The organism is Kribbella sp. NPDC026596 (assembly GCF_040638415.1).
In the GTDB taxonomy this organism is placed as follows: Bacteria; Actinomycetota; Actinomycetes; order Propionibacteriales; family Kribbellaceae; genus Kribbella.
Window position 1 is genome coordinate 229771 of the sequence record NZ_JBEZYF010000003.1, and the last position, 25877, is coordinate 255647.

The following is a 25877-nucleotide window of genomic DNA, read 5'->3' on the forward strand; positions in this document are numbered from 1 at the left end:
TGGCACCGCGGACGGGCCGCCGGAATAGCTCGACGTCCAGCTACCCTTCGGGCTGTGACAGCTCAGCATCGTCGAACTCTTGTGTGCGTCGGTGACCTCGTTGAAGACGTCGTCGTCTGGTCGACTGGTGCGACGCGGGCTGGGACGGACAACCCGGCGCGGGTTCGCCGGGCGCGTGGGGGTGCGGCGTCCAATGTTGCTGCGTTTGCGAGCAGTCTCGGGACACCGGTTCGGTTCGTCGGGCGGGTCGGAGACGACTCCGCGGGCGAGGCATTGGTGCGGGACCTGGTCAGGGCCGGTGTTGATGCGAGGGTGCAGAGGCACGGGAGGACCGGGACGATCGTGATTCTCGTAGGTGCCGACGGAGAGCGCACGATGTATCCCGACCGAGGGGCCGCGGCTCAACTGGCCGACGTACCTGATCCCTGGCTGTCCGGCGCGGGTGCTGTCCACCTCTCGGCGTACTCGCTGACCGGGCCGTCGCTGTCCGTCCTTCGTCGGGCGTCGGAGATCGCACGGGCCGAAGGGGCGATCCTGACCATCGATGCGTCCTCGATTGCGCTGATCGATTCTGTCGGACCTGCGCGGTTCCGTGAGTTGATCAGAACACTGCGGCCGACGTACGTCTTCGCGAACGGGATCGAAGCCGATGTCGGCTCTTTGCGAGACCTCGCCGGTACGACGGTTGTGGTCAAGAACGGCGTGGAGCCCACCGAGATTCATGCCGACGGCAAGAGGTCGGCAACCGTCCAGGTACCCCCGGTGGAGAAAGTGCGTGACACGACGGGTGCCGGCGATGCGTTCGCCGCGGGCTTCCTGACCGCCGTACTCGCGGAAGCCGACGCCGTCGAGGCGGTCGAAGCCGGCCATAAGCTTGCCCGGCGGGTTCTCAGCGAACCTGGTGCCACCCTCGATGAGAACGGAGCCGGTGTGTGATTGATCCCAGCTTGTCCGACGACGTGGCGCGAGCGCTGGCCGCAGGTCGCGCGGTCGTCGCGCTAGAGTCGACGATCTTCTCGAATCTCGGACTGCCCGCCCCGGCGAACGCCGACGCACTCGAACTCTGTAAGCAAGCAGTCCTCGACCAAGGCGCCACCCCGGCCGTGACCGCGATCCTCGACGGCCGGCCACATGTCGGTCTCTCATCGGACGAGGAGAAGCGCGTGCTGCAGGGCACTCGCAAGGTCGCCGAACGCGACCTGGCAGTGGCGCAGGCACAAAGATGGGACGTCGGCGTCACCACGGTCTCGGCGACGGTCGCCTTGGCCCACGCCGCCGGCATCTCGGTGTTCGCCACCGGCGGCATCGGCGGTGTCCACCGCGGATCAGAACTGAGCGGCGACATCTCGGCCGACCTCGACGCGATCGCCAACCACCCGGTCATCACCGTCAGCGCCGGCGCCAAGGCGTTCCTCGACCTACCGCGAACACTCGAGTATCTCGAGACCGCCGGCGTACCGGTCCTGGGCTGGCAGCACGACTGGTTCCCGGCTTTCTACACGCGGTCGAGTGGTCTGCCGATTCCGCACCGGGTCGACGACGAGCGAGTGGTCTGTGACGTTCTCCGCTTCCGCGCGCGGCCGGCTACCGGCGTCCTGCTGACTGTTCCGATTCCCGTCGCCGACGAGATTCCGGCGTCGCGCATCAACGCCGTACTCACGGCCGCGTTGGAGGCCAGCGCCCGTGCCGGAGTCGCGGGACCCGCGGTCACGCCGTACGTCCTCGCCAGGATCGAGAAGGAGACGGACGGCGAGAGCATCCCAGCCAACCTCGCGCTGGCCCGGAACAACGCGGACCTCGCGGCCCGGATCGCCGTCACACTCGCCGCAGGCTAGTCGGCTGCCTGCTCGATCTTGTCAAGGAGAGCGGCCCCGAAGTCCTTCGCCGGCATGTCGGCCACGGACAGCAGGGTCGCCGTCCGCTGAATGCCAGGAATCCGCCAGACCTGCTCCATCAGAATCGTCCTGAGCTCGCCGTAGTCCCGGACCCGCATCCGGATCAGGAGATCGAGCTCCCCGGTGACCAGAGTGACGTCTTCGACCTCCGCCAGTTTCCAGAGTGCGGCCATGATCGCGGCGACGTCGTACCCCGGGCCTGCTTCGATGGAGAGGAACACGACCTGGCCGTAGCCGACGACCGACCAGTCGACCTGGGCGCTGTATCCGGTGATGACGCCCTTGCGCTCCAGCCGCGCCATCCGCTCGCCGACGGTCGGCGCGGACACTCCGAGCATGGTGGCGATCTGGCGCTGCGACGTACGGCAGTCTGCGACCAGGATCTTCAACAGGGCAAGGTCGATCGCGTCGAGCACGTACGGTTCGCGCGTCGTCGCGACCACGTCGCGGACGTGCGCCAAGGAGGAGTGATTATCGGCGAGCATGAGATTCTCCCGCGGTCTCGGAGATGAGACGAAGTTGGGTAAAGGCGAGGATGCCTTCGATTCCGCCTTCGTAGCCGTAGCCGGAGTTGCCCAGACCACCCAGCGGTACGTCGGGCAGCGACGGAGCCAACTGGTTGACGCCAATGTTCGAGGCGTTCAGCCGGCCGACGACCTCGTCGCGCACGTCCATGCTGTTGGTGAACAGGTACGCCGCGAACGAATAGGGAGACGCATTGGCTGCATCGATCGCCTCGTCCACCGAGCTGAACGATGAGACGGTGGCGATGGGACCGAACGGCTCCTCCGAGAGGATCAGGGCCGTCGAGTCCAGCGGGAGCCCGGCGACGACTGTCGGCTCGAAGTAGAACCCGTCACGGTCTGCTTGTTTGCCGCCGGTGGTCATGACGGCCCCATGATCGGCAGCATCGCCGGCGAGGCGGACCAACGCGTCCACACGTCCCTGATGTGCCACCGCGCCGAGCGTGACTCCCTCCTCGGTGCCATGCCCAAGAACGTAAGACCCAGCCTTGGCCGTGAGCTTGTCGACGAACTCCCGGTAGCGGGACTCATGAACGAAGTACCTCGAGGGCGCGACACATGACTGACCGGCGGAACCGAACTTGGCGGCCGCGGTCGTAGCGATCACGTGGTCCACGTCGGCGTCATCCATCACCAGCACCGGAGCATGCCCGCCCAACTCCAGTACGGTGCGGATCAAGTTCGGTGCCGCCTGCGCGGCCAACGCCTTCCCGACCGCGGTCGACCCGGTGAACGACAAAGCCTTGATCGACGAGGACGAGGTCAACTGTTCCGACACCGCCCGCGGATCACCGAAGACCAGATTCACCACTCCCGCCGGAAGGCCCGCGTCAACCAGCACCTCGACGACGAGTCGCGCCGTGGCCGGAGCGAACTCCGACGCCTTGAACACCACCGTGCAGCCGGCCGCGAGCGCAGCACCGAGCTTGCGCGTGGCCAGGACCGCCGGAAAGTTCCAGGCCGTGATCACCGCGACCGGGCCGAGCGCGGTCGGCACCGACGTACGGCGTGAACCAGCCACGACGCCCGGAAACATCGTGGCCTGCACCCGACCGGCCTGTTCGCCGTTCCAGCGCAGCGTCTCCATGGCACGGCCGATCTCGCCGCGGGCGTCAGCCTCTGTCTTGCCGGTCTCCAGGAGGATCGTCGCCACGGCCTCCTCGGCTCGATCCGCAAGCAGTCCCGCCGCACACCGGAGAATGTTGCCTCGATCAACGGCCGGCGTGGCCGACCAAGCTGGGAACGCCAGCTCGGCAGCAGTGATCGCCTCGGCGACCTGGTCGACGCCGGCCAGCGACACGGCACCGACGGTCAGACCGTTGCCTGGGTCAACGTTGTCGAGCTTCCCGGCCTTGCCCGCGGTCCACGATCCGTTGACGAACAGATCCGCGTCCATTCGTGCCAGTCCGGTGTCAACGGACATACGACGCTCCGTTCACGTCGATGGTGGTGCCCGTCGCGTGCTTGGCCAAACCGGACGCCAGGAACGCGATGATGTTGGCAACGTCCTGCGGTTGTGCGACCTCCCCCAGGCCGGTCTGCTCCGCGGCGACCTCGACGCCGACCGTGTCACGGAAGTCCGCGTTCAAGTCGGTGTCGACATACCCGGGAGCGACGGCGAAGGCGGTCACGCCGTGACGACCGTGTTGGCGTGCGATCGTGCGCGTCATCGCAACCACCCCGGCCTTGGCCGCCGCGTAGTGCCAGTACTCCGCGTCCTCACCGCGGAACGCAGCACGCGACGCCAGATTGATGATGATCCCGCCCCGGTCCAGTCCGGCGTACGCCGCCACCGCCTCACGGCACAGGACCGCGGGCGCCTTGAGATGCAGGTCGAGCGAGAAGTCCCAGACCTTGAGCCATTCGTCGAGGGGTGCGTCCAGCGGAGCCGGCGGATAGGCGCCGGCGTTGTTGACCAGGACGTCCACCCGCCCCTTGACGGCCCAAGCGTCGTCCCACAGCTCCTTGACCGCCGCCAGGTCGGTGAGGTCGGCGACCAGGACCGTGGCGCTGTCACCGAGTTCCTTGGCGACAGCGGCGAGCGCCGACTCCGAGATGTCGTGAACCAGCGCATGTGCGCCCTCGGCCACGACCGTACGAGCGGTCGCCGAGCCGATACCACCACCGGCGCCGGTGATCAGGACAACACGACCCTCGAGACTGCTCATCAAGATCCTTCCATCTGTAAGCTCAGGATGGCTCAGCTGTTATCATTCTCCAAGTTCTGAATGTCACCGACCTTACAGCTAACTCCCCGAGGAGTTGTTCGAATGAGTGGCTTGCGCGTTCTCTTTCTCGGTGGGACCGGGATCATCAGCTCGGCCTGCTCCTGGCGAGCAGTCGAGCTGGGACTCGACCTCACGGTCGCCAACCGGGGCAAGACCTCGATCCGCCCGCTCCCGCCGGAGGCGAAGCAGATCACCGCCGATATCGAGGACAAGGCATCCTTGGCCGCTCTCGCCGGTCAGGACTTCGATGTCGTGGTCGACTGGGTCGCGTTCACGCCCGATCAGGTGCGGGCTCGCACCGACGCGCTGCGCGGACATGTCGGCCAATACGTGTTCATCAGCTCCGCGTCGGCGTACCAGACGCCACCGGCCCGGCTGCCGATCACCGAGTCGACGCCGTTGCGCAACCCGTTCTGGCAGTACTCACGCAACAAGATCGCCTGCGAAGACCTCCTCACCACCCTGTACCGCGAGGAGGGTTACCCGGTCACAATCGTGCGGCCCTCGCACACCTATGACCGCACCCTGGTGCCGTTCGACGGTGGCTGGACGATCGTCGAACGGATGCGCCGCGGCCAACCCATCGTGGTCCATGGCGACGGCACCTCGTTGTGGACGCTGACGCACCACCGCGACTTCGCCCGCGGACTGGTCCCCCTGCTCGGCCACCCACGGACGCTCGGCGACACCTTCCAGATCACCTCCGACGACGTGCTCACCTGGGACCAGATCGCGAATGCGCTCGCCACCGCGGCCGGCACGACAGCACAGATCGTCCACGTCCCGTCAGACGCCATCGCCGCCGTACATCAGGACTGGGGCGACGGCCTCCTCGGCGACAAGACCCACTCGGCAGTCTTCGACAACAGCAAACTCCGCCAGGTCGTCCCCGACTACGTCGCCACCATCCCCTTCGAAACCGGCGCCCGCGAAATCATCGCCTGGCACGACGAAGACCCCACCCGCCACCGCATAGACCCCGCCATCAACGAAGCCATGAACACCCTCATCACCCGCTACACAGGCTGATCCGCCACCCGTCGGCGTACTGCCGTGCCGAGCTCAGGCGCCAACTTCTCCTACCGCTCGCGTGTTGAGCTCCAGTTCGTGGTTGAGGTGCGTGTCGCTCCTCGAACACTGAAACAATCCTTCAACTCCTCCCGGTGACACGGCGCGTTTTCTCACTTTCTCTGCAGTCGGGCCCTGATTCCACGCACGGCGTATCAACGCACGATCGAAGGCTGTCCGTATAGATAACTTCGCTCGTGATTGGGGTACTCCGATGTCGTCCGCTGCGCCGGTCACCACACGGCGCCGACACGTCCGGGCCGTGAGACCAGGCATCATGTCCTTTCTGCTGCCTTTCTTCATTATCCTGGCAGTCCTGATCAAATCCGAGGGCGACCATGAATCTGGCTTCCTCGCCTGGTACACGACCATCGTTTGGTCACTGCCAACCGCAGTCACGATCAGAGGACTTCTCGGCGGCGTGCTGACGCGACGCCATCCTGCGGCAGCCCCGCTGCCGGAACTCGTCAGGAATCTACTGATCGTGGCGATCCCGACGATCGGGAGGGCCGACGTCCTTCCCGCTCTTGATCGTGTTGTCACGTCATGCTGCCGGCATCTTCCGAATGCCTTCGCACAGATCCGCATCGACGTCATCATCGAGGAGGGCTGCGCCGCGCGGAGCGCGATCTCGCTGCTCGCCGGACGATACGACAACGTGCGCATCGTCGAGATTCCGGCCACCTTCCGCACAGCACGCGGGACGCGGTTCAAGGCCCGCGCCAACCACTTCGCAAACCTGGCGCGGATCAAGTCGGGCGAGACGCGCGACGACGTTTGGGTCCTGCACATGGACGATGACACCGGTGTCGGCGAGGACACTGTCGCCGATCTCGCCCGCTTTGTGAGTGACCAGCACGCGGCGGGTACAGCCGGACTACACCTGGCCCAAGGTGTATTGGCCTTCCCGCGGGAGCATGCGAGCAACCACTGGGTCTGGCTGGCCGATGCGATCCGTCCTGCCTGCGATGTCAGCCTCTTTGCCGCCGGTACAGGGCTCGGCACCCCCCGATGCGGGCTACACGGCGAATTGCTGCTGGTTCGGGCGTCGGTCGAGGCCGCTATCGGGTGGGACTTCGGCCCGTCTTCAACGGTTGAAGATGCCGAGTTCGCGTTGCGCTTCAGTGAACGGTATCCCGGGCGTAGTGGATGGTTTATGGGCCGCTCCTACGGCGCGTCCCCCGCCACTACGCGCGACTTCCTGCGCCAGCGCGAACGATGGGTGGCCGGACTACTCAGGCTGGCATGCAACGGCGGGATCCCGGTACGCCAGCGACTGCCGCTCCTGCACAACGTGCTGGTGTGGCTTTGCTGCCCCATTCAACACCCGGCGGTCGTGCTAGCGCTTGGTCTGGCGCTCAGCAGCGGCGCCACCTGCCCAGTGGCGGCGGCAGTCATACCTGTCTGGGCCGTGAACGGGGCGTTCACCTGGTGGCTCTACTGGGAGGGGTACCGGATCAATGTGCACTCCTCGGTGGACACCCGGACCCGCGTCAGCGAAGCGATCCAGCTCCTCGCCTTCATCCCACTCTTCGTTCTGTGGGAGGGCATCGGGATGGTCCGGGGAGTCCTGCTCTGTCTACGACGAGACGCACGGTTCACCGTCATCGCGAAACCACTCTGAGAAAGGAAACACCATGACCACAGAACCGATCGGGCTGCGCAGACTTTCGCTCGACGTTGCCCTGCCTGACGAGACTGACGAAGCCGAGCGCGCCGAACTGGCACAGCGGCTGTACATGGAGCTAGGGCAGCTCGACGTCGACAGAGCCGACTTCGCCGATGGCGGGCCACCACCGGTCGGCTCGAAGGCCGACGCCTTGACGTTATCGACGATACTGCTCACCTTCAGCGCGTCTGGCGGGGTCTTCACAACCATCATCAACCTAGTTCACGATTGGCTGCTGCGGCAGCCGCAGCACGTTGTGGTCGACATCAAGATCGACGACGAGCAATTCCGCATCGAGGGCGCGACGCCGGAGGAGCGCCTGCGGCTGCTGGAGACGTTCGTGGCCGGCCATTCGGACAGCGGATGACCGGCGGTCGTTTCGCCCTCCTTGTGGCGAACTACCGATTCACCGATCCGGGCCTCGCGGAGCTCGCGTCCCCGGCCGAGGACGTCGAGGCGCTAAGGCAAGTGCTGGCGGATCCGGCCATCGGCTGCTTCGCGGTCGAACAATGCGTGAACCAGTCCGCCCACTCGGTGGCTCGGAGCGTGGAGGCCTTCTTCTCCGAGCGCAGGCTCGACGACATGCTGTTGTTCTACTTCACCGGGCACGGTCTCAAGGACGAACACGGCAAGCTCTACTTTGCTACGGCCGACACGGAACGCCGCTACCTCCGCGCGACGTCACTGGCCGCGACATTCCTCCATGAGGCCATGGAGCGCTCCCGTTCGCGCTGCAATGTGCTCGTACTCGACTGTTGCTACAGCGGCGCGTTCGCGACCAGCCGCACCGCCAAGGCAGATACGGCCATACACACCCCAGAGCGCTTCGCCGCGCGAGGTCGCGCTGTGCTCACGGCATCGGACGCGATGCAGTTTTCGTTCGAAGGTGACAGAGCGGCCGGCGACAGGCCGCTGTCTGTGTTCACCGAACTCGTCGTGGCGGGACTGCGTACTGGAGCAGCGGACCGCAACGATGACGGCTTCGTCGACATCGACGAACTCTATGACTACGTCGACGAGCGAATGCGCGAGGTAGCCCCTCAACAGCAGGCCGGCAAATGGCAGTGGGATGTCCAAGGGCGCATCGTCGTCGCACGCAACCCTCGCTCACACGATGAGGCCCCTTTGCCGCCCGTCGCCCTCATCCCTTCCCCAGCGCCCGTCCTTCGTCGTCGCCTGTCGCGCCGCACTCTCTTGCGCGCTGCCGGAAGTACGGCAGTAGTTGCGGCTGGAGCGGGAGCGTTGAGGGTGCGACAACTGATGTCCGACGATCGGCTCCGGCCGTGGTTCTTCGAAACCGACGGGGAGATCTACTCGTCGCCCGCGATCGCCGACGGCACCGTGTTCATCGGTAGCAATGACCGGAACCTCTATGCACTCGATGTCATGACAGGCGCTCCACGCTGGCATTTCACAGCAGACGGCGCTATCACCTCATCCCCCGCGGTGGCCGACGGTGTTGTATATGTCGGCTGCAATGACGGCAGGGTGCATGCCCTCGACGCTGCCAGCGGACAGGAGCGGTGGACCTTCGCGACGAAGGCCGTCATCCACTCGTCTCCTGCAGTGTGGGGCGGCACGGTGTATATCGGCAGCCGGGACCATAACGTCTATGCCCTCGGTGCGGCCACCGGTACACAACGCTGGCGGTTCACTGGAGGAGACTGGTTCAATTCGTCCCCCGTAGTGGACCGCGGGACTGTCTATGTCGGATGCCGGGATCACAGGGTCTACGCTCTCGATGCGGCGACCGGGCGTCGAAAGTGGTATTACACGACGTCGCTTACCGTCGACTGCTCGGCTGCGGTGTCCGGTACGACAATGTGGATCGGCTCGGACGATCAGAGCCTCTACGCACTCGACACGCGCACTGGCGCATGGATCTGGCAATTCCGTGCTGAAGGCGGCATCGTCTCCAGCCCGGTGCTGGACAATGACGTGCTCTACGTGGGCAGCGACGATTCGAATCTTTACGCCATCTCCGCGTCGACGGGCCGACTGAGCTGGCGGCATCCCACAGGAAACGTCATCCGTTCAACCCCCGCAGTCGACGGCGACACAGTTTACGTCGGCAGCCGGGACCGCCACCTTCACGCCATCGACACCGTCACCGGTGACGAGCGCTGGACGTTCGCCGCCCGGGGCCCGATTGACGACTCTTCCCCCGTCCTGACATCAGGATTCGTCATCGTGGGCAGCCTCGACCACCGGGTCTACGCTATCCGGGCCTCCGACGGCGCAGGCCCATGATCACCACAGCCGGCGAGGCCTACGCGCCGGCTGCCGGACCATCGAGACGTACGGGAGTGTGACGCGGCTCAGCGGCTGGTGCGGAGGGACTGGGCTAGTTCGTCGAGGGCTGGGAGGGCTTCGATGATGGTTCGGGCGGACTTTTCGGGGAGCTGGTCGAGGCAGGAGCCGAGGGCTTCGGTGCGAAGGAGTTTGACGCGTTCGTGGAGCTGCCGGCCCGCGTCGGTTGCCTCGACCTGGACCGCGCGGAGGTCGTCCGGGTTGGGGTCGCGCTGGATCAGGCCGAGCTCGGTGAGTCTGCCGACCACCCGGGAGAGCATGGTGGGGTTGAGCCCCTCGAGTTGAGCCAGCTCGGTCAGGCCGAGCGGGCCGCGGAAGGCGATCAGGCCGAGGACGGAGGCCTGGGTCGGGGTCAGGCCCTCGTCGGTCGCCGTGGCGTTGAGCTCCCGGGCCAGCTTGGAGATCACCCCACGGAGCTTGCTCAACGTCTCGGTGTCAGTCATGTCACCCCTTTATTGCCTGCCAGCAAGCAATGTAGTCTGTTCATCGATGGAACCGTCGAGTGCCACCCCAGTGATCACCGAGCCGGCCGGTGACGAACCACTGGCCCATCGCCGGCTCGTCTTCGGCATCGTCGCGATCGCCCTGCTGATGGCTTCGATCGATCAGACCATAGTCGCGACCGCGCTCAACGCCATCCGCGGCGACCTGAACGCCGAGCTGACCTGGAGCGGCTGGACGATCACCATCTACGCGCTCGGCCAGATCATCGTGATGCCTTTGGCCGGCCGGCTCGGCGACCAGTTCGGGCGCAAGAAGGTCTTCCTCGGCGCGGCCGCCCTGTTCACCATCGCCTCGCTGTGCTGCAGCCTGGCCGACAACATCTACCTCCTGGTGGTGTTCCGCGCCTTGCAGGCGATCGGCGGCGGCGCGTTCATGCCGACCGCCACCGGCATCGTCGCCGAACAGTTCGGCCGCGACCGGGACCGGGCGATCGGCATGTTCACCTCGATCTTCCCGATCGGCGGCATCATCGGCCCGATCATCGGCGGCATCATCGTCACCTACTGGTCCTGGCGTGAGATCTTCGTCGTGAACGTGCCGATCGGTCTGCTGCTGATCGCGCTGGGCCTGCGCTTCATCCCGAGCAGCGCGCCGAAGGCCGCCTCTCGGGTGGACGGAGTCGGCGCCCTCCTGCTGGCGCTGACCATGCTGTTCGGCATGTACGGGATCAGCTCGCTCGGCGGCAGCGGCGCAGAACCGACCGATCCGCTGTTCATCGCGGCCATGGTGATCGCCCTGACGCTCGGCTTCCTGTTCGTCCGGCACGCGAACCGGCACGTGGCGCCGTTCATCCCGCTCAGCCTGCTGCGCGGCCACGGCTTCGGGGCGATGAACACCATCAACTTCCTCTTCGGCGCAGCCATGCTGGGCTTCGGCGCACTCGTCCCGCTGTACGCCGAATCGCGGTACGGGATCCAGCCACTCCAGGCCGGGACACTGCTCACCGCGCGGGCCGTCGGGATGATCTGCGTCGCCGGTCTGGCGGTGTTCGCGCTTCGCCGTACCGGGTATCGGGCCCCGATGATCGGTGGCTTCGTACTGGTCGCGGTCGGGATGACCGTGATGTCGCTGCCTCCGCACGGACTCACGCCGTACGCCTGGCTGGCGATGGCGGCGGGGATCACCGGCATCGGGATGGGCCTGTCCATCCCCGCCTCGAACAACGCCAGCCTGCAACTCGCCCCGGACCAGATCTCCGCGATCGCCGGCCTGCGCGGGATGTTCCGTCAGTCGGGTGGGATCGTCGCGGTCTCGATCACCACGACGATCCTGACCCACTCCAGCAGCAGCGGTACGGCGCAGGCCTACAGCTTCGTCGTCTTCGCGGCCATCCTGGTGCTGATGATCCCGCTCACCCTGCTGGTTCCCGACCACCGCGGAACCTGGTAGCCCACGTAGCAGGACGTCTTGACTGGCTGTCGAGGGGCGCGGAGCATCGTGATGGGTGCTGAGGGGGAAGACGCATGCCCGAGCCGTCGGACGACTGGTATCTGTGGGGTCCGTATCTGAGCGAGCGCCAATGGGGCACGGTTCGCGAGGACTACAGCGCCGACGGTGAGGCCTGGGGCTTCCTCCCGCACGACCAGGCCCGCTCGAAGGCTTACCGCTGGGGCGAGGACGGGCTGGCCGGGTTCAGCGACCGCGAGCAGCATCTGTGCCTCGGCCTCGCGCTGTGGAACGGGCGCGACCCCATGCTCAAGGAGCGGCCGTTCGGCCTGACCGGTGCGGAGGCCAACCACGGCGAGGACGTCAAGGACTACTGGTGGTACCTCGACGCCACCCCCAACCACGCCTGGAACCGCTGGCGCTATCACTACCCCCAGGCGGCCTTCCCGTACGACGACCTGCGCGCCGAGAACCGCAGACGCGGCAAGCACGACCCCGAGTACGAACTCCTGGACACCGGCGTGTTCGACGAGGACCGGTACTGGATCGTCGAGGTGCACTACGCGAAGGCGAGTCCGACCGATCTCCTGATGTCCGTGCAGGTCACGAACGCCGGCCCGGACACGGCGACCCTCCACGTCCTGCCGACCGCCTGGTTCCGTGACACCTGGTCATGGGACATCGGTGCTCCGCGCCCCGAGCTCACAGCGACCGGGAGTACTTCGGTCCGTGTAGCGCACCCGTCCCTCGGTGAACTCGAACTGCTGGCCGGAGGCACGCCGACGTTCTTGTTCTGTGAGAACGAGACCAACACCCAACTCCTGTACGGCGTCCCCGGCACTACGGCGTACCCCAAGGACGGGATCAACGACCACGTCGTGACCGGCGCCCCGACCGTCAACCCCGCTCGCCGGGGAACGAAGGCCGCGGCCTGGTACACCGTGGACGTCGCACCGAAGGCGACGATCGAGCTGCGGTTGCGGCTGCGCCCCACCGGCACCGGCCCGGACCCGGCGACCGCATTGGGTCAGGATTTCGACGACGTCGTCGCCACACGTCGGGCAGAGGCCGACGAGTTCTACGCCGGCCTCACTCCCCCGGCCGCCTCGGCAGACGAGGCGATGGTGATGCGGCAGGCGTTCGCCGGGATGCTGTGGAGCAAGCAGTTGTACTACTACGACGTGGCGCGATGGCTCGACGGTGATCCCGGCCAGCCGACGCCGCCGGCCTCGCGGCAGACCGGCCGGAATTCCCGCTGGCGAACCTTCAACTCCTTCGACGTGATGTCGATGCCGGACAAGTGGGAGTACCCGTGGTTCGCCTCCTGGGATCTCGTCTTTCACTGCATCGCGCTGGCCCACGTGGACCCGGAGTTCGCGAAGAACCAGTTGCTGCTGGTCTGCCGCGAGTGGTTCCAGCATCCGAACGGCGCGCTTCCGGCGTACGAATGGGACTTCGGCGACGTCAACCCGCCGGTCCAGGCCTTCGCGGCGCTCGAGGTCTTCGCCATCGACGGCGGTCGCGATCTCGACTTCCTCAGCCGGATCTTCGACAAACTGCTGGTCAACTTCACCTGGTGGGTGAACCGTGAGGACGCCGACGGGTCGAACCTGTTCGAGGGTGGCTTCCTCGGCCTCGACAACATCGGCCCGCTCGATCGCTCGCATCTGCCGGTTGGCGGCGTCCTGGAGCAGTCCGACGCCACCGGATGGATGGCGGGGTACGCGCTGGCGATGACGACGATCGCGGCGGTCCTGGACCGGACCGGGTACCGGCCGGCCCGCGATCTGGTGCACAAGTTCCTCGAGCACTTCGCCGAGATCCGCACCGCGATGTCCGCGCAGGGGATGTGGGACGAGACCGACGGCCTGTTCTACGACCGGATCGCCGTACCGGGCGGCGGTGTCGTGCCGGTCAAGGTGCACTCCATGGTCGGCATCATCCCACTGCTCGCCGCCGGGGTGATCGACGAGCAGCAGTTCGAACGGTCCGTTGCCCCAGGCAAGCAGTTCGCGGCTTTCCTGGATCGTCAGGGGTTGCGTGACGCCGAAGGGCTGGCGAAGGCTGGTGTCCTGCGCGGTGACCCCGGACGCCGGCGGCTGCTGCTCGGCACCGTCGGTGTCGAGCAGGCGTTGCGGTTGTTCAGCAGGCTGTTCGACCCCGGCGAGTTCCTGTCTCCGTACGGCCTGCGCTCCTTGTCGGCGTACCACCGCGACCACCCGTACACGATCGAGATCGAGGGCGTCCGGGCCGGCGTGGACTACGAACCGGCCGAGTCGACCACGGACATGTTCGGCGGGAACTCGAACTGGCGCGGGCCGATCTGGTTCCCGCTGAACTTCCTCGTGACCGAGGCGCTGGACCGCTACCACCGCTTCTTCGGCGACGACCTGACGGTTGAGTACCCCACCGGCTCCGGCGTCCGCCAGACCCTCGACACCGTCGCCGACGATCTGCGGGCGCGGCTGGTGTCGATCTTCCTCACCGGTCTCGACGGCCGCCGACCCTGCTTCGGCGGGGTCGACACCCTGCAGCGCGACCCGAACTGGAGGCGCAACGTGATGTTCCACGAGTATTTCCACGGCGACAACGCCGCCGGGCTGGGCGCGGCCCACCAGACCGGCTGGACTGGGATCGTGGCAGACATCATCCGGCGCCGGCACGGCGCGGTTCGGCCCCTCGGTGAGGTGCTCCGATCGCTCGGCGAGCGACAGCCATGAGTACGGCGCTGCCGGGCAGCCCGTCTCCGCTCGGCGCGACCCCCCGGCCCGATGGCACGAACTTCGCGGTCGCCTCCGCGGCCGACGGCGTACTGCTGTGCCTGTTCGATGCCGACGGCAATGAGACTCGGATCCCGCTGGAGGAACGCGACGGTGAGGTGTGGCACGGGTTCGTGCCCGGTGTAGGGCCTGGCCAGGCGTACGGTTACCGGGCGACCGGTCCGTACGATCCGCGGCGGGGCCTGCGCTGCAATCCGGCCAAGTTGCTGCTCGACCCGTACGCCCGTGCCATCCACGGCGACGTACGGCCCGGACCGGAGGTGCTCGGGTACGCCGCCGACGACCCGGAAGTCCCCAGTGAGCTCGACTCGGCCGGGCACATGCCACGCAGCCTGGTGACCGACACCGCGTTCGGCTGGAGCGACCGGCCTCGGCCGAGCCATGCGCTGGCCGACTCGATCGTGTACGAGGTCCATGTCAAGGGCTTCACCGCCACGCATCCCGCCGTACCGCCTGAGCTTCGTGGAACGTACGCCGGTCTGGCCCATGACGCGGCGGTCGGCCATCTCGTCGACCTCGGCGTGACGACGGTCGAACTGCTCCCGGTCCACCACTTCGTACCCGAGGGAACCCTGGTCGATCGCGGGCTGACGAACTACTGGGGCTACAACACCATCGGATTCCTCGCGCCGTACGCCGGCTACTCCGCAGCGGTCCGGGCCGGGCAGCCGGGCGGGCAGGTCGCGGAGTTCCAGGCCATGGTCGACACGCTGCACGGCGCCGGTCTCGAGGTCATCCTCGACGTGGTCTTCAACCACACCGCCGAGGGAAACCATCTCGGCCCGACGCTGTCCCATCGCGGGCTGCACAACCCGGCGTACTACCGCCTCGTCGACGGCGACCAGCGCTACTACGTGGACACGACCGGCACCGGCAACTCGCTCAACGCCGACAATCCGTTCAGCCTCCGCCTGATCATGGACTCGCTGCGGTACTGGCTGACCGAGATGCGCGTCGACGGGTTCCGCTTCGACCTGGCACCGACCCTGGCCCGCGAGGACGGCGGCTTCGACCGGATGGCGGCGTTCTTCGACCTCGTCGCGCAGGATCCGGTCGTCTCCACGGCCAAGCTGATCGCCGAACCCTGGGACGTCGGGCAGGGCGACAGCTACGACCTCGGCCAGTTCCCGCCGCAGTGGAGCGAGTGGAACGGCCGGTACCGCGACGTGATGCGCGACTTCTGGCGTGGCGCCGACGCGCCGCTCGGCGAGTTCGCGACCCGGCTGTGTGGGTCACCCGACCTGTACCGCTGGGACCGGCGGCGGCCGAGCGCCTCGATCAACCTGATCACCGTCCACGACGGCTTCACGCTGGCCGACCTCGTCTCGTACGACGGCAAGCACAACGAGGCCAACGGCGAGGAGAACCGCGACGGCAGCAGCGACAACCGCTCCTGGAACTGTGGTGTGGAAGGACCGACGAGCGATCCGGACATCCTCGCACTACGCGCTCGCCAGAGCCGGGCCATGCTCACCACCTTGATGTTGTCGTTCGGCGTACCGATGCTGCTCGGCGGCGACGAGCTCAGCCGGACGCAGCGCGGGAACAACAACGCCTACTGCCAGGACAACGAGATCAGCTGGTTCGACTGGTCCGCGACCGACGCGGAGCTGATCGCCTTCACCAAGAACCTGATCGCTCTGCGCCGTGCGCATCCGGTCTTCCGCCGCCGACGGTTCCTGACCGGTGTCGCGGCCGAGGAGCTCCGCTGGTTCACGCCGAGCGGCACCGAGATGAAGCCGGCGGACTGGGACTTCCCCGGTGCCCGCAGCCTCGCGCTCTACCTGGACGGCGCCGACAACCCCGATCGGGACGCCGATGGTACGCCGCTCGTCGACGACGACTTCCTGCTCCTGCTCAACGGATGGTGGGAACCGCTGGACTTCGTCGTACCGCCGACCGAGCCCGGCGAGACCTGGGAACTGGAGTTCGATACCTACCAACCAGACGACACAGTCCCCGACCCAAAGCTTGCTTCAGGCAACACACTCACGGTGCATCCTCGCTCGATCATCCTCCTGCGCGGCGACCGCAGCCCTCAGAGCTCGTAGTGGTTCAGCGTGTGCAGGGCGGTGATGGTTTGGTAGGTGGTCGGACGGTTGACCGGAGCCTTCGTGAGTAACGCCTCGATGATGGGGCGCAGAGAGCCGGCGTTCGCGAACGGGGCCGGCCTGGCCTCGACCACCGCGACCAGTGTGCTGAACGGGTCGCCGGCGCCGAAGGGTGACCGCCCCTCGACAGCCGCGAACAGGGTCGCGCCCAGCGAGAACAGGTCGGACGGCGGGCCGACCGCGTCGCCACGGGCTCGCTCCGGTGACATGTACGCCGGGCTGCCGGCCATGGCCTCGCTCGACAGGGTCTGCTGGTCGTCGATGGCAGCTGCGATGCCGAAGTCCATCAGAACCACCCGCCCGTCATCGCACAGTTGGATGTTCGCCGGCTTGACGTCGGAGTGCACCAGACCCGCCCAGTGGACCGTCCGCAGTGCGTCGGCCAGGTGCAGCGCGATCCGCCGTACCTGCGCGATCGGGAGCCGTCCATGCGATGTCAGCACGCCGGCCATGGTCTGCCCCGACAACAGTTCCATGACGATCCAGTGCTCGCCGGCGTCCTCGATCACGTCGTACACCTTGACCACGTTGTGGTGATTCACTCGCGCCGCCGCGCGCGCCTCGGCCAGCGCACTGGCGCGGACGTGCTCGGACGGGTGGCCGAAGAGCACCACCTGCTTGAGCGCGACTCGCCGCCGTAACAGTTCGTCCTCGGCCGACCACACCCGCCCCATGCCGCCGCGGCCAACCAGTGTCCGCAAGCGGTATCGGCCGGTTACCAGGCGCCCTGGGGCGACGACGGTCGGTGCTGACTCCACCGCGACTGTCCCCATGATCGCCTGCCTCTGCCGGTCCGATACGCGTTCTGTGCTCCCTATACGCACCCGGGGCCCAATCGGTTCGATCGGCTTTTAGGTGCCCTCGGCAACCTTTTGAAAATTGCTCTGAACCGGATGGCGACGGCGCCCGTGTAGGGCCCATACGTACCAACAGCGCGGCACACAGCCGTGACCGAACGGGAGGGTCCGCATCATGAGTACTGCGACAAAGCGATTCCGACGGGGGCTGAGCGCGGCAGCTGTCGCGGCCGTCACCACAGCCATCAGCGTGAGTCTGGCCGGTACGGCATCCGCGACGCCCGCGGGGAGCGTCGTGATCGACACCGGCCAACTGATCGTCACCGGCACGAACCACGCAGACAACATCACGCTGAGCGTGCCGGCCACCAACACGTCGGTCGTCGAGGTCGACTTCGGACCTGGTACGACGAAGCGCACGGTGAACCGGAGCGACTTCGGCCAGATCCAGGTCAACAGCCGGGCCGGCAACGACACCGTGCGGATCGACTACGGCGCCGAGGTACAGCCGCCCACGACCATCGACACCGGCGCCGGCAACGACACCGCGTTCGGTGGCAGCGGCAACGAACTGTTCCGGATGGGCGCCGGCAACGACGTCGTCGACGGGAACCGTGGCGCCGACACGGCATTGCTCGGCACCGGGAACGACACGTTCATCTGGGATCCGGGCGACGGCAGCGACGTGATCAACGGCGGTCGCGGCCAGGACACGATGCTGTTCAACGGTGCGGCCGGCGCGGAGAAGTTCGCCGCTACCGCGAACGGTCCGCGACTGCGGTTCACCCGGGACGTGGGCAACATCGTGATGGACACCGATGACGTCGAGCGTGTCTCGCTCAACGCGCTCGGTGGCGCCGACACGGTGACCGTGGGCGATCTGCGCGGTACCGATGTCCGGAAGGTCGACATCGACCTCGGCGCACAGCTCAACGCGAGTGGCGGCGATGGAGCGGTCGACGCGGTGACCGTCACGGGCACCGCCGGCCGGGACCACATCCGGGTGTCCGGTTCCCACGGGGACGTCCGGGTCTCCGGACTGAGGGCCGACGTGCGGCTGAAGGACGCGGAACCGACGGACACCTTGACCGTCGACACACTGGCCGGCCGCGACCGGGTGAACACCGGCGGGCTCGCGCCCGGCACCATCACCTTCAGCATCCTCTGACCACCCAACCCGGCGTCCGCACACCGCGGACGCCGGGCCGTTCCCTCAGGCCGGAACGGTTCTCTCGTCGCCTTTCCAGTCTGTGTTGAAGCCGTTGAGGTGGGGGTGGTACATCTCGTTGCCGGCGTGCTGGGTGAACTCGACTTTCATCCAAAGCTGGTCCAGGTCGAACATCTCGACGCACAGGTCGATCAGGCTCTGGGCCAGCTGTGCTCGAGTCTCGTCGGGGCGGCCTTGGCGGATGTCGCACATGATGAGGGCCGAGGGTGTGGGTGGACCGGATTCATGGCACCGCCAGACTCCACCCTCGCCCAGGTCGTGCACGGAGACCGTGAGCAGGTCCATGGCCACTTGCATCGTTGCTCCGTAGATGGCGCCGACGCGATGGGCCAGGGCTTGCTTGGTGGCCGGGTCGATGGTGATCGGCAGATCGATCTGGATGGACGGCATGAGTTCTCCTCTTCAGCGTGCCGGATACAGTGCTCGAGCGGCCGCGAACATCGTGTGCTCGTTGCCCGGGGCTACCAGAAGCTGGATCGCCACAGGCAGGCCGTCGAGGTGTCCGGCGGGCACGCTGATCGCCGGCATCCCCGTCAGGTTCCAAGGACTCGTGAGAGACAACAGCGCCGATCGCACCTCGAGGTCGTTGCCAGCGACATCGATGCTGCGAGCCCCTAGGTGCGGCGCAACGATCGGCACTGTCGGAAGCGCCAGGATGTCGAAGTCCTGCAGCAGTCCGTCCACGCTTACCCGCAGGCCTTCGCGAGCACGTTCTGCCTCTGCGTAGGCCTCAGGCGTAACCCGGCCTCCAGCTTCGAGTCGTGCGAGGACCTCGGCGTCGATGAGCTCGCGGTCAACGTCCAAATGGTGCTCGTGCACGCGGAAGGCCTCGCTGCTTTGAAGCGTCGAGAGTACGTCGAACCAGGCGTGGCCCCTCGGGAACGGTGGCGCTTGTTCGACAACGAGATCGGAGCGGTCCAGGAGATCGCGTACCAGCGCTTCCACGCGTGGATCGGTCACCGCGATGTTTCGAGGCGCAATCCAGCCGACCTTCCCACCATGCTCCCCGTACGTCGGTTGTTCGGCGAGTGCTTCATATCCGATGCGCACGTCCTCGACGGTTGTCGCGAACAGGCCGACATGGTCGAGGCTTGGCGCCAGTGGGTACACGCCTTTCGTCGAGATCGCGTCGTACGCCGGCTTGAGGCCGACAACTCCGCACAGCGCTGCCGGCACCCGAACGGAACCGGCGGTGTCCGTGCCGACCGCCAGCGGCACCATCCCCGCAGCCACGGCCACCGCACTCCCGCCGCTACTCCCTCCGGACATCCGGCTCGGGTCCCGCGGGTTGCGAGACGGCCCGTCGACAGAGCGGTCACCAGTCGCTCCGTACGCAAACTCGTGCAGTGTGGTCTTCCCGACGATGACCGCACCGCAGTCACGCAGCCGCCTGACGACTTCGGCATCCTCGGTAGCCGTGGCGCCGAAGGAGGTCGCGGATCCACAGGTCGTGGGCAACCCCTCCATGTCGATGAGGTCCTTCACCGCGACCGGTACGCCGTGGAGCGGGCCACGATCGATACCGGCCGCACGTTCTTCGTCCGCGATGCGGGCTGACCTGTAGGCACCTTCCTCATCGATCAGCGCGAAGGCGTTCAGGGTCGGGTTGAGCTCGTTGATCCGATTGAGCGCCCGGCGGACCAGGTCCGTGGCCGAGGTCTCGCCACTGCGCAGCGCTCGCGCCAGCTCGGTGATGGTCATGAGGCGACTCCTGGTACGAGGCCGAGGGCCGGCACGATGATCGCGGTGCAGATGCTCATCGAGGCCACGTTGCCGATGAAGGGATGGAAGGACGCGGGCAGGCGGCGCGAGATCGCCGCTGCGATCGGTGGAGCGATGAGCGCGCCGGCCAAGGCTCCTCCGAGGACGGCTGGGATCGTTCCGCCGTACGCCAGCACCGTGGCCGGGGCGACCGACACGACCGGTACGAAGGTCGGGTAGAAGCCGAGGGCGTGCCAACGCCTTCGCCAGACGAGTACGCCGACCAACGCTGTCGCCGCTTGTGAGGCAAGGACGGCCAGGAACAGACCCGTGCCGTAGACCAGTGTCGACGGGCTGATCGCGTAGGCGACGACGGCCCCGAGAATCATCGCGCCACTCGCCCATTCGTTGCCGAAGAACTGCGCTTCGCTGAAGTCGGCCAGCGCGCGGCGCGGGACCCACAGCCATGAATTGCTCACCGGTCTGGAGTCGCCGGCCTTCCGCCAGGCGCCGGGCGCGGGCATCCACGGCAGGAATCGGACCAGAGAGAACGCTACGAGAGCGCCGACCCACATCCCGGTCGTTGCGCCGACGACCAGCGGAAGGTCCAACGGTTTGCAGACGTACTCAACTGCAGCAATCGATACCGGAGGCGCAAACACCGCGCCGCTGATGGCAGCCGTCAGACCAACAGTCCGTCCGGGACCGTAGAGCACGACCATGGCCGGCGCGACAGAGACGAGTGGTACGAACAGGGGCTGCCAGACGCCGGACTCCAGCGTCCATCCCCACACAATGGCGCTCAGCAGCAAGCTCAGGAGCGCGCTGCCCGCCGCCCACGGCCAGAGTCCCGAGCCGCAGGCCTGCACAAAGCCTCGACACGTCCATGACTTCCGGTCCGCCAGATGAGCGAACGCGCCACCCATGAGCAGACACACGCTGGCAGAGGCGGCCGCGTAGTACTGCGGTTCGCTGATGGAGGTGATCAACCAGCTGACCAGTCCCCGTACGTCGGTGCCGTTACCAGCCCACACCGGCTGTTTGCCTGCAGCAAGAACCCAGGCGACGAGCACCACGAGGAGCGTGCCGCCCAGGCCACAGGCGACGTACCCGGCCCTGTATCGCCGCAGCGGTCGGCCGACCGTCGTCGTCATCACGTCACCGCGGTAGCGGCGCGGCGCCGCGATAGCCGAGCATCTGGTCGTACAGATCGGTACGGCGATCGCGGTGCAGATCGTTGAGCTGGTTCCAGATCGGGGCAGTCCTGGGCGCGGTGAGGTCGATGTCGGCGTAGATGATCGTGTCCTCATCCGGTCCGGCGATCCGGTCGACGGGCCAGCCGTTCGTACCGGCGATCAGCGAGTTGCCCATGAAGCCGGCGCCACGCTCCTGACCGATCCGGTCCGCGGTGGCGATGAAGACATTGTTGGCGTGCGCGGCCGTGATCGTGAGATGCGCGGCCATGCACACACCGCTCTGGTCGTAGAGGGGCGGTGGGGTCCACACCCAGCCGGTGGGGATGCAGATGATGTCCGCGCCCAATTGCGTGACGATCCGGGCAGTCTCGGGGAACCAGATGTCCCAGCAGACCAGCAGTCCGATCCGGCCGATCTTCGTGTCGAACACCGAGAACCCTTCATCGCCAGGGGTGAACCACAGCTTCTCGGTGTTCCAGAGGTGGGTCTTGCGGTACCGGCCGATGTAGCCGTCCGGGCCGACCAGTACGGCGGTGTCGTAGAGCCGCCCGTTCGCCTGTTCGACCACGTTCCCGACGATGTACAGGTTCCGCTCGGTGGCGATCCGGGTGAACATGTCGATGCTCCGGCCTCCGGGCACAGGCTCGGAGTGCGCGTACGCCTCGTCGCGGGTCTCGAACACATAGCCAGTGGTCGCGAGCTCGGGAAGGACGATGAGGCCCGCGCCGTGGTCCGCGGCGGTGGTCAACCGCTCTTCCACGGCGGTCGCGTTGGCCTTCAGGTTCTCCACTCCGACGTGCGGCTCGAACTGCACCACGGCCACCCGCACCGGGCTCACTCTGGTGTCCTTGCCGGCCTCCGACTGCTCCGTCACGGTCGCTCCTCCGCTCAAACTGGTTTCACTTTGAAACCGATGCCAGGGAAGGTAGCAGCGGCTGGTTTATACTTGCAACCAGTTGCGAAGAAAAACTTGTTAGCGAGTGGATCGGTGAGGGAGTGACGATGGCGCGACGGGTGAGCCATGAGGGGGCAGAGTGCCCGGTGGCCAGGGCGGTCGACGTCGTCGGCGACCGGTGGTCACTCCTGATCGTCCGCGACGCCTTCGACGGGATCACCCGGTTCGGCGACTTCCAGCGCAGCCTCGGGCTGGCCAAGAACATCCTCGCCTCGCGGCTGAAGGACCTGGTCGGCGCCGGCATCCTCGAGATCGTGCCCGCCGCCGACGGCAGCGCCTACCACGAGTACGCGCTCACCGAGAAGGGCCGCGAACTGTTCGGCATCGTCGTCGCACTCAGGCAATGGGGCGAGGACCACCTCTTCGCCGACGGCGAGCCCCACTCCGTCCTCCTCGACGCCACCCACGAACGCCCCCTGCAACGCCTGCAGGTCATCGACGCCGAAGGCCGCCCCCTGAAGTCCACCGACACCTTCGTCCGCAAGGTCATCCACTGAGACCTCCACTCTGGAGTCGCGCGACCCGCTCGCGCGCACCGCGACGACACATGGTGAAGCCGGCGTACTCGGCGTACAAATCGTTGGGGGCGGAGGGACGAGAAGGACGGGCTAGGCTCGTGGGTATGCGGATCTCGGTCTCTTCGGATATGGACCAGCCGGTGGCGCGGGCGCTCGTCGAGCAGTTGCGCGGCCGCGGTCACGAGGTCACCACGTACGGCGCGCTCAGCCCGGGTGACGATCCGCAATGGGCCGTCTGCTCCGAAACCGCGGCCCGCGAGGTCGCCGCCGGTACGGCGGACCAAGCCGTCGTGTGCTGCTGGACCGGCACCGGCGCCTCCATCGCCGCGAACAAGGTCCCCGGTGTCCGCGCGGCCCTCTGCACAGACGCCTACACAGCCGAAGGCGCCCGCCGCTGGAACGACGCCAACGTCCTGGCCCTCAGCCTCCGATTGACCTCCGAACCCCTTCTCGAAGAAATCCTCGAAGCCTGGTTCACCACCGACCCGAGCCAGGACGACGCAGACCGCCAGAACGTCGAGCACGTCACCCGATAAGGCGGGCCGAGTCCGGGACCTTCGGCCCTACTGTGGGGCTGCGCGCAGGGCGATCGTTGACTTCTACTGAGGAGGTCACGATGAGCACGCAGGCGAAGTTCGATCACTCTCGGCTCGAGATCGTCAGCCCGGCGGAGTGTCTGCGGCTGCTCCAGTCGGTGCCGCTCGGGCGGCTGGTCTACACGTACGGCGGCCTGCCCGCGGTCCGGCTGGTCAACTTCGTGCTCGACGACGACACGATCGTGTTCAGCACCGGAACAGGCGACAAGTTCAGGGCCGCCGAGCGGGGTGACGTGGTCGCGTTCGAGACCGACGACGTGGACGGCGAACGCCACCTCGGGTGGACTGTTACCGCCATCGGGCACCTCTCCGTCGTGTCACCGGAGGAGGCCGCCGAGTTCCGCCGTACCCTGCCGCTGCACTCCTGGCTCCCGATGGACGACGCACGTCTGGTCAGGCTGGGCATCGAGTCCATCCACGGACGCCGGCTGGTCCCGTGGGGACAGCGTCCTCGGTCCGGTAGTTCACATCGGCGGTGACTTTCCGTACCGTTGGGCCGTGGCTGAGGGCTCGCGGGCGGGGCGAGGGAGCTGGGACGAGGGGGCGCTGGAGTTCTCTGGGTTGTCCCGGGTACGTCTCGATGCCCTCCTACAGGAACTGCTCGGCCGGGTCGACGAGATCATGGAGTCCCAGGAACGGCTGCGCGCGTTGCTCGACGCGGTCGTCGGCATCGGCGCCGACCTCGACCTGAACAGCACCCTGGACCGCATCGTCACCGCCGCGTGCGAACTGGCCGGAGCCCGGTACGGCGCTCTCGGCGTGGTCGGCCCGGACGGTAGAAGGCTGGTTCGCTTCATCACGCACGGTGTCACCGACGACGAGATCGCCGCGATCGGTCCGTATCCCGAGGGACATGGCATCCTGGGTCTGCTGATCGAGCACCCCGAGCCGATCCGCATGCACGACCTGCCGAACATCCCCGGTCCTACGGCTTCCCGACGAACCATCCGCCGATGAAGAGTTTCCTCGGCGTCCCGATCCTGACCCGCGAGCACGCGTTCGGCAACCTGTACCTGACCGAGAAGACCGGTGGCGCTGATTTCACCGAGGACGACGAGCGGACGGTCACCGCCCTGGCGGCCGCGGCCGGGGTTGTGATCGACAACGCCCGCCTGTACGCCGACACCGAGCAGCGCCGGCGCTGGCACGAGGTCACCGCCGAGATCACCCACCTGATGCTCGGCGAGTTCGAGCCGGACCAGGCGCTGCAGCTGATCGCCCAGCGGTCCCGCGAAGTCTCCGGCGCACAGGTGGCGGCGGTGCTTCTCGCCGAGGACACCGACTTGGTCGTGCGTGCCGTAGACGGACCACCGGAGTTCGCCCGCTTCCTCGGCCGCCATGTTCCGGCCGACTTTCCCGTGCTCAGCCGCGCGACGACGAGCGCCGAGCAGGTGGTCATCGAGGATCTGGCGCAGTTCCTGAAGGACGCCGGTGAACTGAGCGACTTCCCGGAGGCGAGGACGCTCGGGCGGACGACCATGGCGCCGCTGCCGGCCGGCAGTACCGGCACCGGCGGTCTGCTGATCGTGGCCTCGGAACAAGGCTCGGAACACCGGATCTCCGAGGGCGCCGACCTGATCCGGATGTTCGCCGGCCAGGCCACCCTGGCGCTGGAACGTGCCCGGGCGCAACGCGACCGCGACATGCTCGCCGTGCTCGAGGACCGCGACCGGATCGCCAGGGACCTGCACGACGTGGTGATCCAGCGGCTCTTCGCCACCGGACTGCAGCTCCAGGGCATGCACCGGCTCGCGCGGCCGGAACACCAGCAACGGATCAGCCGCGCGGTCGACGACATCGACACGACCATCCACGACCTCCGCGCCGCGATCTTCGAGCTCCAGCAGACTCCTGACTCCAGCTCACTGCGTGGTGATGTCCAGACCCTGGTCGCCGAGTACACCGAACCGCTCGGCTTCCGGCCCCGGCTGATCTGCACCGGCCCGATCGACACCGTCGTACCGGCCAACGTTCGGCCACAGATCCTCGCCACCATTCGTGAATCGCTGTCCAACATCGTCCGCCACGCCCAGGCGTCGCAGGCCACCGTTGAAGTCTCGGTCGGCGCGGGCCGGGTGACGGCCCGGATCTCGGACGACGGTGTCGGCATCGGTGCCAGCACCCGCAGGAGCGGCCTGAGCAACCTCACCGAACGCGCCCAGGCCCTCGGCGGCAGCGTTCGGGTCGCCGACAACGAACCGCACGGCACAGTGGTCGAACTCACGGCGCCGACCGGCGACTGAGCGATAGCCGAACGTCCTCCTCAGTCGGGACTCTTGCCCGCAGCGCGAGCCTCCTCCTGCGCGCGAAGCTGGAGTATCACCAGTGGGAGGAGCCTCCGATGCCTGACCAGCACTTGCCGGCAGACCACGTCGACAGCATGCTCGAAGCGGCCATCGCGGCCCCAAGCA

Annotated in this window: 24 protein-coding genes; 15 read left to right on the forward strand and 9 right to left on the reverse strand. The window is 67.1% G+C overall.

What is annotated here, in order from left to right:
• Positions 1-81: 81 nt before the first annotated feature.
• Both AB0E63_RS03895 and AB0E63_RS03900 read left to right on the forward strand, forming a co-directional pair.
• The gene (locus AB0E63_RS03895) at positions 82-936 is read left to right on the forward strand and encodes a PfkB family carbohydrate kinase (protein ID WP_360360989.1); all 855 of its coding nucleotides are present in this window, start codon (positions 82-84) and stop codon (positions 934-936) included.
• Positions 933-1835: a pseudouridine-5'-phosphate glycosidase gene (locus AB0E63_RS03900; RefSeq protein ID WP_360360915.1), complete on the forward strand. Its 903-nt coding sequence runs from the start codon at positions 933-935 to the stop codon at positions 1833-1835. The genes AB0E63_RS03895 and AB0E63_RS03900 overlap by 4 nt, the downstream gene beginning before the upstream one ends.
• Here AB0E63_RS03900 and AB0E63_RS03905 read toward each other — a convergent pair.
• The 3 genes from AB0E63_RS03905 to AB0E63_RS03915 are packed head-to-tail and all read right to left on the reverse strand — an operon-like array spanning position 1832 to position 4587.
• On the reverse strand, positions 1832-2380 hold the full coding sequence (locus AB0E63_RS03905) for an Lrp/AsnC family transcriptional regulator (RefSeq protein WP_360360917.1): 549 nt from the start codon (positions 2378-2380) through the stop codon (positions 1832-1834). The genes AB0E63_RS03900 and AB0E63_RS03905 overlap by 4 nt on opposite strands.
• Positions 2367-3842, reverse strand: coding sequence for an aldehyde dehydrogenase family protein (locus AB0E63_RS03910; protein WP_360360920.1), 1476 nt, complete (start codon positions 3840-3842; stop codon positions 2367-2369). The genes AB0E63_RS03905 and AB0E63_RS03910 overlap by 14 nt, the downstream gene beginning before the upstream one ends.
• Complete coding sequence (locus AB0E63_RS03915; protein WP_360360923.1) at positions 3832-4587, reverse strand: SDR family NAD(P)-dependent oxidoreductase; 756 nt, start codon at positions 4585-4587, stop codon at positions 3832-3834. The genes AB0E63_RS03910 and AB0E63_RS03915 overlap by 11 nt, the downstream gene beginning before the upstream one ends.
• Before the next feature lie 102 nt (positions 4588-4689).
• Between AB0E63_RS03915 and AB0E63_RS03920 the strand changes: the two genes are divergently transcribed.
• The 4 genes from AB0E63_RS03920 to AB0E63_RS03935 all read left to right on the forward strand — a co-directional run bounded on the left by AB0E63_RS03920 (position 4690) and on the right by AB0E63_RS03935 (position 9634).
• Entirely contained in the window at positions 4690-5676 is a 987-nt protein-coding gene (locus tag AB0E63_RS03920) for an NAD-dependent epimerase/dehydratase family protein (protein ID WP_360360926.1), read from the forward strand.
• A gap of 316 nt (positions 5677-5992) precedes the next feature.
• Positions 5993-7339: a glycosyltransferase family 2 protein gene (locus AB0E63_RS03925; RefSeq protein ID WP_360360929.1), complete on the forward strand. Its 1347-nt coding sequence runs from the start codon at positions 5993-5995 to the stop codon at positions 7337-7339.
• A 13-nt stretch (positions 7340-7352) separates the two neighbouring features.
• A complete protein-coding gene (locus AB0E63_RS03930) occupies positions 7353-7751 on the forward strand; it encodes a hypothetical protein (RefSeq protein WP_360360932.1) in 399 nt (132 codons plus the stop codon).
• Entirely contained in the window at positions 7748-9634 is a 1887-nt protein-coding gene (locus AB0E63_RS03935) for a PQQ-binding-like beta-propeller repeat protein (protein ID WP_360360935.1), read from the forward strand. Before AB0E63_RS03930 ends, AB0E63_RS03935 begins: the two co-directional genes overlap by 4 nt.
• A gap of 68 nt (positions 9635-9702) precedes the next feature.
• On the opposite strand, the gene AB0E63_RS03940 is transcribed toward AB0E63_RS03935, so the two are convergent.
• Positions 9703-10137 (reverse strand): MarR family transcriptional regulator, encoded by a 435-nt coding sequence (locus tag AB0E63_RS03940; RefSeq protein WP_360360938.1) that lies wholly within the window; start codon positions 10135-10137, stop codon positions 9703-9705.
• Positions 10138-10183: 46 nt separating this feature from the next.
• Here AB0E63_RS03940 and AB0E63_RS03945 point away from each other — a divergent pair, with 46 nt between their 5' ends.
• From AB0E63_RS03945 to glgX, 3 genes are all read left to right on the forward strand, one after another.
• The gene (locus AB0E63_RS03945) at positions 10184-11587 is read left to right on the forward strand and encodes an MFS transporter (RefSeq protein WP_360360941.1); all 1404 of its coding nucleotides are present in this window, start codon (positions 10184-10186) and stop codon (positions 11585-11587) included.
• A 74-nt stretch (positions 11588-11661) separates the two neighbouring features.
• Positions 11662-14304, forward strand: a complete 2643-nt coding sequence (locus tag AB0E63_RS03950) for a hypothetical protein (protein WP_360360944.1) — start codon at positions 11662-11664, stop codon at positions 14302-14304.
• Positions 14301-16415: a glycogen debranching protein GlgX gene (glgX, locus tag AB0E63_RS03955; protein ID WP_360360947.1), complete on the forward strand. Its 2115-nt coding sequence runs from the start codon at positions 14301-14303 to the stop codon at positions 16413-16415. Before AB0E63_RS03950 ends, glgX begins: the two co-directional genes overlap by 4 nt.
• Here the strand turns inward: glgX and AB0E63_RS03960 are convergent.
• Positions 16403-17248, reverse strand: a complete 846-nt coding sequence (locus AB0E63_RS03960) for a serine/threonine-protein kinase (RefSeq protein ID WP_360360949.1) — start codon at positions 17246-17248, stop codon at positions 16403-16405. The genes glgX and AB0E63_RS03960 overlap by 13 nt on opposite strands.
• A gap of 199 nt (positions 17249-17447) precedes the next feature.
• On the opposite strand from AB0E63_RS03960, the gene AB0E63_RS03965 reads away from it, so the two are divergent.
• The gene (locus AB0E63_RS03965; RefSeq protein WP_360360952.1) at positions 17448-18440 is read left to right on the forward strand and encodes a hypothetical protein; all 993 of its coding nucleotides are present in this window, start codon (positions 17448-17450) and stop codon (positions 18438-18440) included.
• Between the two features lie 45 nt (positions 18441-18485).
• Here AB0E63_RS03965 and AB0E63_RS03970 read toward each other — a convergent pair whose 3' ends face one another.
• From AB0E63_RS03970 to AB0E63_RS03985, 4 genes are read right to left on the reverse strand one after another with little or no spacing between them, the layout of a single operon-like run.
• Positions 18486-18890 (reverse strand): hypothetical protein, encoded by a 405-nt coding sequence (locus tag AB0E63_RS03970; RefSeq protein ID WP_360360955.1) that lies wholly within the window; start codon positions 18888-18890, stop codon positions 18486-18488.
• Between the two features lie 12 nt (positions 18891-18902).
• Positions 18903-20201 carry an amidase gene (locus AB0E63_RS03975; RefSeq protein ID WP_360360958.1) on the reverse strand — a complete coding sequence of 433 codons (1299 nt, stop codon included), beginning with the start codon at positions 20199-20201 and terminating at the stop codon, positions 18903-18905.
• On the reverse strand, positions 20198-21355 hold the full coding sequence (locus tag AB0E63_RS03980; RefSeq protein WP_360360960.1) for a hypothetical protein: 1158 nt from the start codon (positions 21353-21355) through the stop codon (positions 20198-20200). The genes AB0E63_RS03975 and AB0E63_RS03980 overlap by 4 nt, the downstream gene beginning before the upstream one ends.
• Before the next feature lie 4 nt (positions 21356-21359).
• Entirely contained in the window at positions 21360-22271 is a 912-nt protein-coding gene (locus AB0E63_RS03985; RefSeq protein ID WP_360360963.1) for a nitrilase family protein, read from the reverse strand.
• A 128-nt stretch (positions 22272-22399) separates the two neighbouring features.
• Between AB0E63_RS03985 and AB0E63_RS03990 the strand changes: the two genes are divergently transcribed.
• The 5 genes from AB0E63_RS03990 (at position 22400) to AB0E63_RS04010 (ending at position 25709) form a co-directional block, all read left to right on the forward strand.
• Positions 22400-22849, forward strand: coding sequence for a helix-turn-helix domain-containing protein (locus AB0E63_RS03990; RefSeq protein ID WP_360360966.1), 450 nt, complete (start codon positions 22400-22402; stop codon positions 22847-22849).
• Between the two features lie 125 nt (positions 22850-22974).
• Positions 22975-23406, forward strand: coding sequence for an RpiB/LacA/LacB family sugar-phosphate isomerase (locus AB0E63_RS03995; RefSeq protein ID WP_360360969.1), 432 nt, complete (start codon positions 22975-22977; stop codon positions 23404-23406).
• 80 nt (positions 23407-23486) lie between these two features.
• Entirely contained in the window at positions 23487-23945 is a 459-nt protein-coding gene (locus tag AB0E63_RS04000) for a pyridoxamine 5'-phosphate oxidase family protein (RefSeq protein ID WP_360360972.1), read from the forward strand.
• Positions 23946-23964: 19 nt separating this feature from the next.
• Entirely contained in the window at positions 23965-24423 is a 459-nt protein-coding gene (locus AB0E63_RS04005) for a GAF domain-containing protein (RefSeq protein ID WP_360360975.1), read from the forward strand.
• Complete coding sequence (locus AB0E63_RS04010; RefSeq protein WP_360360978.1) at positions 24420-25709, forward strand: histidine kinase; 1290 nt, start codon at positions 24420-24422, stop codon at positions 25707-25709. Before AB0E63_RS04005 ends, AB0E63_RS04010 begins: the two co-directional genes overlap by 4 nt.
• Positions 25710-25877: the final 168 nt, after the last annotated feature.